11 protein-coding genes are annotated in these 12,598 nt (G+C 33.9%); 5 read left to right on the top strand and 6 right to left on the bottom strand.

What is annotated here, in order from left to right; translation table 11 throughout:
• Positions 1-51: 51 nt before the first annotated feature.
• The gene (locus AC2DZ0_RS02075; protein ID WP_484643364.1) at positions 52-1,227 is read right to left on the bottom strand and encodes a GlmU family protein; all 1,176 of its coding nucleotides are present in this window, start codon (positions 1,225-1,227) and stop codon (positions 52-54) included.
• A 158-nt stretch (positions 1,228-1,385) separates the two neighbouring features.
• On the opposite strand from AC2DZ0_RS02075, the gene AC2DZ0_RS02070 reads away from it, so the two are divergent.
• On the top strand, positions 1,386-2,300 hold the full coding sequence (locus AC2DZ0_RS02070) for a choice-of-anchor D domain-containing protein (RefSeq protein ID WP_484643363.1): 915 nt from the start codon (positions 1,386-1,388) through the stop codon (positions 2,298-2,300).
• Between the two features lie 103 nt (positions 2,301-2,403).
• On the opposite strand, the gene carB is transcribed toward AC2DZ0_RS02070, so the two are convergent.
• The gene (carB, locus tag AC2DZ0_RS02065; protein ID WP_484491373.1) at positions 2,404-5,259 is read right to left on the bottom strand and encodes a carbamoyl-phosphate synthase large subunit; all 2,856 of its coding nucleotides are present in this window, start codon (positions 5,257-5,259) and stop codon (positions 2,404-2,406) included.
• A gap of 126 nt (positions 5,260-5,385) precedes the next feature.
• Entirely contained in the window at positions 5,386-5,547 is a 162-nt protein-coding gene (gene rpmH / locus AC2DZ0_RS02060) for a 50S ribosomal protein L34 (RefSeq protein ID WP_484491372.1), read from the bottom strand.
• A gap of 382 nt (positions 5,548-5,929) precedes the next feature.
• Here rpmH and htpG point away from each other — a divergent pair, with 382 nt between their 5' ends.
• From htpG to coaD, 3 genes are all read left to right on the top strand, one after another.
• On the top strand, positions 5,930-7,843 hold the full coding sequence (gene htpG / locus AC2DZ0_RS02055) for a molecular chaperone HtpG (RefSeq protein ID WP_484643361.1): 1,914 nt from the start codon (positions 5,930-5,932) through the stop codon (positions 7,841-7,843).
• Positions 7,844-8,000: 157 nt separating this feature from the next.
• The gene (locus AC2DZ0_RS02050) at positions 8,001-8,444 is read left to right on the top strand and encodes a DUF4268 domain-containing protein (protein WP_484643360.1); all 444 of its coding nucleotides are present in this window, start codon (positions 8,001-8,003) and stop codon (positions 8,442-8,444) included.
• Positions 8,445-8,502: 58 nt separating this feature from the next.
• On the top strand, positions 8,503-8,961 hold the full coding sequence (coaD, locus tag AC2DZ0_RS02045) for a pantetheine-phosphate adenylyltransferase (protein WP_484643359.1): 459 nt from the start codon (positions 8,503-8,505) through the stop codon (positions 8,959-8,961).
• On the opposite strand, the gene AC2DZ0_RS02040 is transcribed toward coaD, so the two are convergent.
• The 3 genes from AC2DZ0_RS02040 to AC2DZ0_RS02030 form a co-directional block, all read right to left on the bottom strand.
• Positions 8,958-9,566, bottom strand: coding sequence for a YqaA family protein (locus AC2DZ0_RS02040; RefSeq protein WP_484491368.1), 609 nt, complete (start codon positions 9,564-9,566; stop codon positions 8,958-8,960). The two genes, coaD and AC2DZ0_RS02040, sit on opposite strands and share 4 nt — an antisense overlap.
• A gap of 9 nt (positions 9,567-9,575) precedes the next feature.
• Positions 9,576-11,231: a SulP family inorganic anion transporter gene (locus tag AC2DZ0_RS02035; RefSeq protein WP_484643357.1), complete on the bottom strand. Its 1,656-nt coding sequence runs from the start codon at positions 11,229-11,231 to the stop codon at positions 9,576-9,578.
• Between the two features lie 132 nt (positions 11,232-11,363).
• Positions 11,364-11,945 (bottom strand): NUDIX hydrolase, encoded by a 582-nt coding sequence (locus AC2DZ0_RS02030; protein ID WP_484643356.1) that lies wholly within the window; start codon positions 11,943-11,945, stop codon positions 11,364-11,366.
• Positions 11,946-11,952: 7 nt separating this feature from the next.
• Here AC2DZ0_RS02030 and pyrE point away from each other — a divergent pair, with 7 nt between their 5' ends.
• Positions 11,953-12,594: an orotate phosphoribosyltransferase gene (gene pyrE / locus AC2DZ0_RS02025; RefSeq protein WP_484643355.1), complete on the top strand. Its 642-nt coding sequence runs from the start codon at positions 11,953-11,955 to the stop codon at positions 12,592-12,594.
• The last annotated feature ends 4 nt before the right edge of the window (positions 12,595-12,598 follow it).

Raw genomic sequence — 12,598 nt, 5'->3', positions numbered from 1 at the left:
AGATTCATAAAAACAAAAAAAAGCCTTTCAAATGAAAGGCTTTTTTTATGACTAGTTTTTGTAAACTTTAGTCGCTTCAAAAAGATGTTTTAATATTTCTTTATCTTTAATATCAAAGTTTCCTTTTTTCAATTCACACATTTTTTGTGCATCTACAATAGCTTTTTCCATTTCGTACTCATGTTGTGCTTCACTCCCCCCCCAACTAAACGAAGGAACAAACTTGGAAGGAAAACCAGATCCAAATACATTTGATGAAACGCCAATAACTGTTCCTGTATTTATCATTGTGTTAATTCCTAACTTTGAGTAATCTCCCAGAAACAGACCGCAAAAACGCAAACCTGTGGTCACAAAATCATTTTCTGCATAATCCCATACACTTACTTCACTATGGTTATTTTTCATATTTGAAACATTGGTATCAGCCCCAAAATTACACCACTCTCCTACTACAGAATTTCCTAAATATCCATCATGCCCTTTATTAGAATTCCCCAAAAAGACCACATTCTTAATTTCTCCTCCAACCGTACAATTAGGCCCCACTGTTGTTCCTCCATATATTTTAGCCCCCATCTTTACAACAGCATTCTCTCCTATTGAAATAGGACCTCTTAGTAAGGATCCCTCCATCACAACAGCACTTTTTCCAATGTACACAGGTCCGTCCATTACATTAATCACAGCACACTCCAAAACAACACCTTCTTCTAGAAATACATTATCTCGGGCTCCTACTATTGTATTGGTACTAGAAATTTCTGCAGAAGTTCTATCTCCTTTTAACAACTTGAAATCCTCATTAATCTCCTTATAATTATTTAAAAAAATATCTGATTTTGTTTCTAGTTTATAAAATTCATCTTGAAACTCTACCAATTCGTAAGATTCAAAATCTATTTCTTCTTGCTCTTTTGAAGCAAAAAACGCAATCATATCTTCATTACTCATCAAAGCCTGATTCTCGCAAAGAAAACTTATCTCGGTGGCTAGCGTTTTATTAGGAATCACAGAAGCATCAATATAAATATTTTCATCAAACTCAACTATAGGAAATTTGGATTCCAAATATTCTTCTGTCAGATAAGTAACAGTACAACCAAGCAATTTCTCCCATTTTTCTTTAATTGTAAGAACCCCTATTCTCATCTCAGAAACAGGTTTGGTAAATGTAAACGGCAATAGATTATCCCTTGTTGGGCCATCAAATAAAATATAATTCATTGTCAATTTCTTTTAAGCAAAGGTATCGAATTGACATCAAATTTTGCTCTCATAATTCATATGGTTTCTCTATATCAATTAAAATCATTAATTTTAATAACATCATCTTTTGTAAGATGATGCTATTAAATCGACCAAAAATCAAACTAAACTTATTTATGAAAAAAATCACAGCCGCGGCATTACTATCTATCATATTGATATTTGGGGCCTGCTCCTCTTCAAGTTCTGAAGAAATCGAAACAAAGACTTTTACAACTCAACTCTCTGGAACCTCTTTAAGTTTCGGAAATGTAGAAGTTACCCAAACCACCGAAAAAACATTTACAGTTACAAATACAGGGACCGAAGAAATTACTATCAGTAACATCACTACCCCTGAAGGTTTTACAGTTACCCCTACTTCTGGTAGTATTGCTACAGGAACTTCTAAAACCTTTACCGTTGGGTTTAGTCCAACAACAATCTCCAGCTATAATGGAAGTATGGCTATTACATCAAATTCAACCAGTACCGCTGCTACAATTAGTGTTTCAGGTACAGGTATCGCTTCAACTAGCGCGAAAACCTATGACAATACCATTGCACCAATTATGGCACAAAGTTGTTCAACGACAGGTTGTCATAGTGGTAACAACCCAGCAGGTCAAGTGGCACTAACAACTTTTACTGAAGTTAAAAATGGATTTACAATTGATGATTCCTGGGGAGAAATAGAATCAGGAAGGATGCCAAAGGCTGGTGTGCCAGCTTTAACACAAGAAGACAAAGACAACCTGCAAGAATGGATAAATTCCGGATATCCCTCTGGAGAATTGGTAACCGTCAGTTATGTTAATGACATTGCTCCCTTGGTCAATCAAAGTTGCGCCACAACTAACTGTCATGGCGGAGCAACCTCTCCAACACTTACAAGCTACTCTTTAGTAAAAACGGCTTTTGAAGCAACAGGGGCAAGCAGTTCTATAGGCAGAATTGAAAGCGGTAATATGCCTAAAAACAGCTCAAAATTAGCACAGTCTAATATTGATTTATTAAATACTTGGATTGAAACTGGTTTCATTCAACAATAGCAACCGTACAATTTTACTACAACTCTTAAACAAACTCACTGTATTAGATAAAAAAAGGCTTTCCAAATGGAAAGCCTTTTTAATTTTCAAAAGCGATTCGCTTTTATTTATTTAAGTACATTTTTCTTCTTGAGTACAACTCATAAAATGCATCATCTTTAAGATCATCTATAAACAAGATACTCTCACCTGTTGATTTCATTTCAGGTCCTAATTTCTTATCTACATTCGGGAACTTATTGAAAGAGAAAACTGGTTGCTTGATTGCAAAACCTTCCAATTCAGGTTTGAAATCAAAATCAGTTACCTTATTTGCTCCTAACATCACTTTTGTTGCATAGTTCACATAAGGTTCCCCATAAGCTTTTGCGATAAATGGAACCGTACGAGATGCTCTTGGGTTTGCCTCGATAATGTATACTGTATCATCTTTTACAGCAAACTGAATATTGATCAATCCTTTAGTTTTTAAAGCAACCGCTATTTTTTTAGTATGCTCCTTGATTTGATTCATTACAAATTCCCCTAAGTTAAATGGAGGCAACGTAGCATTTGAATCCCCAGAGTGTACTCCACAAGGCTCAATATGCTCCATAATTCCGATAATGTAAACATTACCATCCTCATCACAAATTGCATCAGCTTCAGCTTCAATGGCACCTTCTAAATAGTGATCCAATAATAATTTATTTCCAGGAATAGAACGCAATAACTCAACAACATGAGCTTCTAATTCTTCTTTGTTAATTACAATTTTCATTCCCTGCCCTCCTAATACATAAGATGGACGAACTAATATTGGGAAATCTAAATTATCTGCAATCTCTAATGCTTCATCAGCATTTGTAGCCGTTCCAAATTGTGGGAAAGGAATTTCTAAAGATGTTAACATATCAGAGAAACGACCTCTATCTTCTGCTAAATCCAACGCCTCAAAACTAGTTCCCATGATTTTTACACCATACGCTTCTAATTTCTCAGCCAATTTCAATGCTGTTTGTCCACCTAACTGAACTATCACTCCTTCTGGCTTCTCATGACGAATAATGTCATAAATATGCTCCCAGAACACAGGCTCAAAATATAATTTATCAGCTGTATCAAAATCTGTAGAAACAGTTTCTGGGTTACAGTTGATCATTACAGTTTCATAACCTGCTTCTTTTGCAGCTAATACACCGTGTACACAACAGTAATCAAACTCAATCCCTTGACCAATTCTATTCGGTCCAGAACCTAATACAACTACTTTTTTCTTATCTGTAACAACAGACTCATTTGCAGAAAAAGTTTTTCCATCTGCAGTAGTCATGGTATTTTCAAAAGTTGAATAGTAGTATGGTGTCTGTGCAGCAAACTCAGCAGCACAAGTATCTACTAATTTATACACACGGTTGATGTTTAACTCCTCACGTTTTTTGTAAACTTCAGATTCTAAACAACCTAACATATGTGCAATTTGTCTATCACCGTAACCTTTTTGCTTTGCCTCTAACAACAAGTCTTTAGACAAAGTATCTAATTTGAAAGAAGAAATTTCTTTTTCCAAAGTAAATAACTCTTCATATTGCTTTAAGTACCACATATCAATTTTAGTGATATCATGAATCTTACTTAAAGAAATTCCAGCTTTGATTGCATCGTAAATAGAGAATACTCTATCCCAAGATGCATAAGTTAATTTAGAGATAATCGTATCATAATGAGTTTCCTCTTTACCATCCGCTCCTAAACCGTTACGTTTAATTTCTAATGATTGTGTTGCTTTGTGCAATGCTTCTTGGAAAGAACGTCCAATTCCCATTACCTCTCCTACCGCTTTCATTTGAAGACCTAAAGTTCTATCAGCCCCTTCAAATTTATCGAAGTTAAAACGAGGAATTTTTACAATTACATAATCCAAAGTTGGCTCAAACAAAGCAGAAGTAAATCCTGTAATTTGATTGTTCAACTCATCTAAACTATACCCTAGAGCTAATTTAGTTGCAATTTTTGCTATTGGGTATCCAGTCGCTTTCGATGCCAATGCAGAAGAACGAGATACACGTGGATTAATTTCAATAGCAATGATATCTTCTTTCTCATCTGGAGAAACTGCGAACTGAACGTTACATCCTCCTTCGAAATCACCGATTGAACGCATCATATGGATTGCCATATCACGCATTTTTTGGAAAGTAGAATCACTCAAAGTCATTGCCGGTGCAACAGTGATTGAATCTCCAGTATGGATTCCCATTGGATCCATATTTTCAATAGAACAAACGATTACAACATTATCATTACGGTCACGTAACAATTCAAGTTCGTATTCTTTCCATCCCATCATTGCTTTATCGATCATCACCTCATGAATTGGAGAAATTTCCAAACCATGTGATAATAAATCATCAAAATCAGCTTCATCATAAACAATTGCAGCTCCTGCTCCCCCTAAAGTAAACGAAGAACGAATACATAATGGGAAACCAAACTCTTGAGCAATTGTTTTTCCTTGTAAGAAAGATGTTGCCGTTGCTTGAGGCGCCATATCAACACCTATTTTCCCCATTAACTCACGGAATTGTTCTCTATCTTCTGTAATATTAATGGCGTCAATATCCACACCAATCATATTTACATTAAAATCTTCCCAAATTCCTTTTTCGTCAGCTTCAATACAAAGATTCAACGCTGTTTGACCACCCATTGTAGGTAAAACCGAATCAATGTTTGGATGATTTTTTAAGATTTCAATAATTGACTTTGTAGTCAACGGCTTCAAATAAACATTATCCGCTAATGACGGATCTGTCATAATTGTTGCAGGGTTAGAGTTGATCAATGTCACCTCAATACCTTCCTCCTTTAAAGATCGTATAGATTGAGAACCTGAATAATCAAATTCACATGCTTGTCCAATTACAATTGGACCAGAACCTATAATTAAAACCGACTTAATGTTTTTGTTTTTTGGCATCCTATTAATTTTATAACGAAAAGGTAATCAGCACCTTTAATTTTTAACTTACTTCTGATTCGTTTATTCAAAAAAAAGGTGTTACTAATAAATAGTAACACCTGTTTTATATGAATTAAATATTCATTATTTTTTTGGTCTAGCTGAAGATGAAACAGATAATCTCTTTCTTCCTTTAGCTCTTCTTCTAGCTAAAACTTTACGTCCATTAGCTGAAGCCATTCTTTCTCTAAAACCGTGTTTGTTTCTTCTTTTTCTCTTTGATGGTTGGAATGTTCTTTTCGGCATTACTTATATTTTTAAAAATCTTATTTTATTTATACTAGCTTCGGTACAAAAACCATCCACTAAAAGCGTTGGCAAATATACAAAACCTTTTACGTCTAGCAAGATGTTTTTCAAAAAAAATAAAAATATTTTCTTCCCCACTTACAACATCAATTTACAAAAAACTTAAAGCATTAGTTTTAACAAACTTAACAATCAAAACACAGATAATTTATATTTTAAAATCATATAAATTAATGGTCCAATAGGCAATGCTTATAACTTTATCTTCAAATGCCAACTTGTCAGCCAACACTGTCTTGTAGTCAGAAAACTCTTTTTGGTATTTTTTTTGTCAAGTAAATGGTATTCTAAATTAAAATAATAATTAAAACATATAATTATGGCTAAAGGAAACATTAATGTATCGGTAGAAAATATCTTTCCGTTAATTAAAAAATTCTTGTACTCTGATCACGAAATATTTTTACGTGAATTAATTTCAAACGCTACAGATGCAACTTCAAAAATGAAACACCTTATTACTATGGGTGAAGCTGGAAGTGAAGAGTATGGTAATCCAGTTGTAGAAGTTATTGCTGATAAAGAAAACAAAACACTTCGAATTATTGATCAAGGAATTGGTATGAACGAAGAAGAAGTTGAAAAATACATCAACCAGATTGCTTTCTCTGGAGCTGAAGAATTTATCGACAAATACAAAGACAAAGTTGAAGATTCTGGAATTATTGGTCATTTTGGTTTAGGATTTTACTCTGCCTTTATGGTTGCCGATAAAGTTGAAATTATTACAAAATCTTTCAAAGATCCAGCTGCTGTTAAATGGACTTGTGATGGATCTCCTAATTATGAAATTGAACCTGTTGAAAAAGAAACAAGAGGTTCTGAAATTATACTTCATATTGCGGAAGACTCATTAGACTTTTTAGAAGACTCTAAAATAAATGAGCTTTTAAACAAATACAATCGTTTCAATCAAATTCCAATTAAGTTTGGAACTAAAGAAATCAATGATCCAGAATTTACTCCGCAGACAACTACGGATGCTGATGGAAAAGAAACTACAGAGCCGCACAAGCAAATTACTGTTGATAATATCATCAATAATGTGAACCCAGCATGGACAAAAAAACCATCTGATTTAGAAGCGGATGACTACAATTCTTTTTACAGAGAATTATATCCTACTCAATTTGAAGAGCCATTATTCAACATCCACTTAAATGTTGATTATCCATTTAACTTAACAGGAATCTTATACTTTCCTAAATTAAGTCAAAGCATGGATATCCAAAAGGATAAAATTCAATTATACCAAAACCAGGTGTTTATTACAGATAACGTAGAAGGAATTGTTCCTGATTTCTTACAAATGTTAAAAGGTGTAATTGACTCACCAGACATTCCTTTAAATGTATCTCGTTCTTACTTACAGGCTGATGGTGCTGTAAAAAAGATTTCTGGATATATCACTAAAAAAATTGCAGACAAACTAACATCATTATTCAAAAAAGACCGAGCAGATTTCGAACAAAAATGGAACGATATCAAGGTAATTATTGAGTACGGAATGTTGTCTGATGATAAATTTTACGACAAGGCTAAAAAATTCTCTTTGTTCCCAACAGTAGATGATACTTTCTTTACTATTGAAGAACTTCAAGAAAAAATTAAAGCTGCTCAAACTGACAAAGATGGAAATACAATTGTATTGTATGCAGCCAACAAAGAAGCACAACACGGATACATTCAAGAAGCTAAAGAAAAAGGTTACGAAGTATTACTTTTAGATTCTCCTATTGTATCTCACTTAATTCAGAAAATTGAAGCAAGTAATGAAAAACTTAAATTTACTCGTGTAGATTCTGACCATATCGACAACCTTATCAAAAAGGATGAAGAGAAAATCAGCAAACTTTCTGATGAAGAAAAAGAAGCGTTAAAACCTATTATTGAAGCAAATGTGCCAAAAGAGAGCTACACCGTTCAATTGGAAGCTTTAGATTCAAACGCAAATCCATTTAGCATCACTGTACCAGAATTCATGAGAAGAATGAAAGAAATGAGTCAGACCGGTGGCGGTGGAATGTTTGGAATGCAAAACATGCCAGAAATGTACAATTTGGTTGTAAATACAAACAATGATTTAGTAAAAGAAATTCTTGACAATAAAGATGAAGCGATCCAAAAAGAACTGATTGGTCAAGCTTTTGATTTAGCAAAATTATCTCAAAACTTACTTCATGGTGAGGAATTGACTAATTTTATCAAACGTAGCTATAAAATGATCAAGTAATTGATTTTACCCAAACTGACTAAAATCGTCGTTACTCTGGTAGCGACGATTTTTTTTTAACAAGCAAGCCGTAAACTGCAGGAATATCAATTAAAGAATCCGATTCAATTACAACTTATCGTAATTAATAATTTACATTTGCATTCAAATTAAAATCATGTTTAGCAAAGAAGAAGCAGCTAGGTTAAGAAAACATTTCTGGACAAGTTACGGCAAATCGTTTCCAAGAAAATGGCTCCTATACAATACAAAAATCAAAGGCTTTAGTTTTAAATTTTATGCAGACAACAAAACGGCAATGGTCCTTTTGGATATAGAACCCAATAGCGAAACCAAAAGAGATTTATTGTACCAACAAGTAGCTGCTTTAAAAACCGTTACAGAAAACGACTATATTCCTGAAGTTATATTTGATGAACAGCATGTTTTAGAAGAAACCGGAAAAAAAATCTCTCGAGTCTACGTAAAACTAGATCAAAAATTCAGTATCTACAACCAGAATACATGGGGTAATGCTTTTCAGTTTTTTAATAAAAACATGTCTGCTTTTGAACTTTGGTTCTACGAATTCGAAGACTTTATCAAACAAGCGGATATTTAAACCACCACAGAAACTCTAAACAATAAATAGTATCTTTGATATTATTACACCTAGTATTATGAAAAAAGCAGTTTTTCCAGGATCTTTTGACCCTATCACTTTAGGTCATTATGACATTATCAACAGAGCTTTACCTTTATTTGATGAAATTGTTATCGCAATTGGAATCAATGCAGATAAAAAATATATGTTCTCCCTTGAGCAACGCATGAATTTTATCAAAAAAACCTTTCAAGACGAACCCAAAATCACAGTTACTACTTACAAAGGATTAACCGTTGATTATTGCAAAACTATTGATGCTGATTTTATTTTAAGAGGCTTAAGAAATCCTGCCGATTTTGAGTTTGAAAAAGCAATTGCCATTGCCAATCGAAAATTATCTGGGATTGAAACTGTTTTTTTACTTACAAGTGCAGAAACTTCTTATATTAGTTCAAGTATCGTTAGAGACATTATGAGAAATAATGGTGACGCTAGTATTCTTGTTCCAAACAGTGTTTTGGAAACGAATTAAACTAGTGTAAAAAGAAAAATTGCATACAGACCAAACCTCAAAAATCGAAATAAGCCTAAATACACTACCCATTTAAATGGGTATCCTGTCAATCCGCAAATCATAAGTACGATAGAAAACGGAATAGGCAATAAGGCAGAGATAACAACAAAAAAACCTCCCCATTTTTTCAGGTTCTTAAACAGTTCCCCATACTTCTTAAGCGCCCAATCATGTATTTTAGGTACATGAATTAATTTGGCTCCAATAAAATAGGAAATCAATCCTCCTACATAGGAAAGACAAGCCAAGAATAATGTAAGCAACCAAGGATTAATACCAATATCTCCTCCCAACTCTTTAGTCCATACAATAAAAAAATCAGGAGGCAACAACCCAAGGAATGATTCTGAAACAATAAATATCACAAAAACCATCCAAGCTTCAACGTTATCCACAATAATAGAGAAAACCTCTTTCAAAGAAATCACAAACTTCTCTAACAAAAATACCGTTGCAAAAAACAAAGCAACAACAGCACCTAATTTCAACAAGTTTTTACCTAAAAACTGAAATAATCCAGATCTATTTAAGTATTGATAATATAAATTTAGGTAACGCTGCATCGTAGCTTTTTATTTAGAATAAAGTCCTTTAGTAAATCTTTCTGGATTGGCAGCAAGATGGTAACGAGGGTCATCAATATCCTGAATTATCAAACGCTCAAATTTATCATCTCCTTTTGTTAACAAAATCTTACACTCTTCGCTTAAATGTTTCAAACGAATTGTTTTCCCCGCTTCTTCGTATTTAGCAACTATATTAGAAATAGCCTCAATCGCAGAGTGATCACTAATACGCGACTCCACAAAATCAATTTCTACGTGATCTGGATCATTCTTTATATCAAACTTTTCTAAAAATCCTGAAACAGAACCAAAAAACAAAGGCCCCCAAATTTCATAAATTTTTGTTCCATCCTCTTTTACACGTTTTCTCGCTCTAATTTTAGTGGCATTTTCCCAAGCAAAAACTAGCGCAGAGATAATTACACCAACAAATACTGCAATTGCTAAATCAAAAACAACAGTAACCGCAGAAACAATGACTAACACCACAGCATCCGCAACAGGAATTTTTCTAATAATTCTAAAACTAGACCAAGCAAAAGTTTCTATAACCATCATAAACATCACTCCAACTAATGCGGCAATCGGAACCTGTTCAATATATTTATCTGTAAACAAAATAAACGTCAATAAAGTTAGAGCCATCATAATACCAGACAAACGACCTCTACCTCCTGCATTGATATTAATAACTGTTTGCCCAATCATTCCGCAACCACCAGTTCCACCAAACAAACCACTTACAATATTTCCAGCACCTTGAGCCACACATTCTCTATTTCCATTTCCACGTGTTTCCGTCAAATCATCAACTAGATTCATCGTCATCAATGATTCAATCAGACCAACTGACGCCGCCAAGAAGGCATATGGCAATATAAATTTTAACGTATCTAAATTGATTGGTAAATTCTTCCAAAGATCCGTATTTGGCGTAGGAAACTCTCCTTTTAACCCTTCTCCTCCACCTTCAACAATATAAGAACCAACCGTACTTACATCCAAACCACCAAATACAACAACTGCTGTTGTTACTAAAATAGCTGTTAAGGCCGCTGGGATTTTGGTTGTTATTTTTGGTAAGAGCCATATGATCCCCATCGTTAACCCAACCAAAGCAAGCATCGTATACAATTCCACTCCCTCCATTGGAATATTGAGATATTGTTTTACTCCATCAGCTGCAACAGACATTTCTTTATGTGAAAACATTCTCACTTGAGCCATAAAGATTACAATTGCCAAACCATTTACAAACCCCATCATTACCGGGTGCGGAATCAATCTTACAAATCTTCCTAGCTTCAAAACTCCTGCTCCTATTTGAATGATCCCCATCAATACAACCGCCGCTAAAAGATAAAAGTACCCCATATTCTCAACTGGCGCATCGAACAACATCCCTTTCGAATGACCTTCAGCAATCATGTTTACAAAAATCACGGCTACAGCACCTGCAGCACCAGAAATTAAACCGGGTCTACCTCCAAAAAATGCCGTTATCAAACCAATCATAAAAGCCCCTGATAGCGCTACTAATGGATCTATTTGAGCAACAAATGCAAATGCTACCACTTCAGGAATCATTGCCAAAGAAACTGTAACCCCAGCTAATATATCATCTTTAGGATTTTGAGCAATTTTTCTAATAAATTCAGTCATTTCTCGTGTTTTTTTTGAATTGCAAAAGTACAGCTATTATTTGCACTGGCAATATGAAACCTAAAAAAACAAAAGTCCCGATTTTAAGCAGGTTAATTATCAAAAAAATGAAATCTTTAGATTAATAAATTATTAAAATAATAATCTAATATTAGGATATGTATTCTCTAAAGCCTGTACTAAATCTTCTCCTTTTTTAAAAGCTACTTTTGTAATTCCTTCTTCTAGTTGAGCAACTAATTTATCGTTATAAGTAGTTTCCATCAAATACCAATAGGTAACTTTTAAACGCAGCTCTTCTTTATAATAAAATGAATGATAGGTAGTTTCTAAAGACTTTAAAATAGACAATCCAGAAATACCACACTCCTCCTCTACTTCTCTAATTGCGGCGGTTCTCCTATCCTCACCAACTTCTATATGTCCCTTTGGTAAATCCCATGTATCAAACCTGTAAATAAACAGTATTTCATTTTCAGCATTCAATACTTTTCCTCCAGCTGCCTCTATTACTTTAAAGTTCTCTTGAAAAGAAATCCAGTCTTTATTTAAATCCCTTGACTTTAAAAAAACACATGAAACATCCTCTGAATTTATAAGTGCTTGTACTTCTGTGAATTTAATTTCATCAAACTCAAATACTTTACAATTTTTTAATTTCTGTGAAGAATCGGCAATGATAATTGGCTTATCATTCATAAAAACTTTATACATTTGCAACATGATTTTGAACAAAGATACAGCAAATGCTACAGCAAAATTGCTTTTACAAATTAAAGCAATAAAATTAGAACCTAAAGAGCCATTTACATGGGCTTCTGGATGGAAATCACCAATCTATTGTGACAATAGAATCACATTATCATACCCTTCTATTCGTAATTTCTTAAAGGAAAACATGGCCAAAGCCATTGTAGAAAAATACGGAAAACCAGATGTTATTGCTGGGGTTGCCACAGGGGCAATCGCTATTGGAGTATTGGTAGCTCAAGAACTAGGAGTTCCTTTTGTATATGTGCGCCCTGAAGCAAAAAAGCACGGTCGTCAGAATCAAATAGAAGGATTCTTGGAAACCGGAAGTAACGTTGTAGTGGTAGAAGATTTAATAAGCACTGGAATGAGTAGTTTACTTGCTGTGGATGCTTTAAATGCTGCAAATGTAAATGTGAAAGGTATGATTGCCATATTTACTTATGGTTTTGAAGTAGCACTTGAAAACTTTAAAAAAGCAAACGTAGACTTAACTACTTTAAGTGATTATGAAAACATGTTAAAACAAGCTCATAAAGATAGCTATATCTCAAAAAAGGAATTAGATACTTTATCAGAATGGAGAGAATCTCCAAGCACTTGGAACCAATAACAAA

This window comes from Flavicella sp. IMCC45668 (assembly GCF_057219105.1).
This window is presented reverse-complemented; position numbering and strand designations above follow the sequence as displayed.

Coding starts and splice junctions, on each gene's coding strand:
- AC2DZ0_RS02030 (WP_484643356.1), bottom strand. CDS start 11,945: ATGTATAAAGTTTTTATGAATGATAAGCCAATTATCATTGCCGATTCT.
- AC2DZ0_RS02035 (WP_484643357.1), bottom strand. CDS start 11,231: ATGACTGAATTTATTAGAAAAATTGCTCAAAATCCTAAAGATGATATA.
- pyrE (WP_484643355.1), top strand. CDS start 11,953: ATGATTTTGAACAAAGATACAGCAAATGCTACAGCAAAATTGCTTTTA.
- coaD (WP_484643359.1), top strand. CDS start 8,503: ATGAAAAAAGCAGTTTTTCCAGGATCTTTTGACCCTATCACTTTAGGT.
- AC2DZ0_RS02070 (WP_484643363.1), top strand. CDS start 1,386: ATGAAAAAAATCACAGCCGCGGCATTACTATCTATCATATTGATATTT.
- AC2DZ0_RS02050 (WP_484643360.1), top strand. CDS start 8,001: ATGTTTAGCAAAGAAGAAGCAGCTAGGTTAAGAAAACATTTCTGGACA.
- AC2DZ0_RS02040 (WP_484491368.1), bottom strand. CDS start 9,566: ATGCAGCGTTACCTAAATTTATATTATCAATACTTAAATAGATCTGGA.
- htpG (WP_484643361.1), top strand. CDS start 5,930: ATGGCTAAAGGAAACATTAATGTATCGGTAGAAAATATCTTTCCGTTA.
- carB (WP_484491373.1), bottom strand. CDS start 5,259: ATGCCAAAAAACAAAAACATTAAGTCGGTTTTAATTATAGGTTCTGGT.
- rpmH (WP_484491372.1), bottom strand. CDS start 5,547: ATGCCGAAAAGAACATTCCAACCATCAAAGAGAAAAAGAAGAAACAAA.
- AC2DZ0_RS02075 (WP_484643364.1), bottom strand. CDS start 1,227: ATGAATTATATTTTATTTGATGGCCCAACAAGGGATAATCTATTGCCG.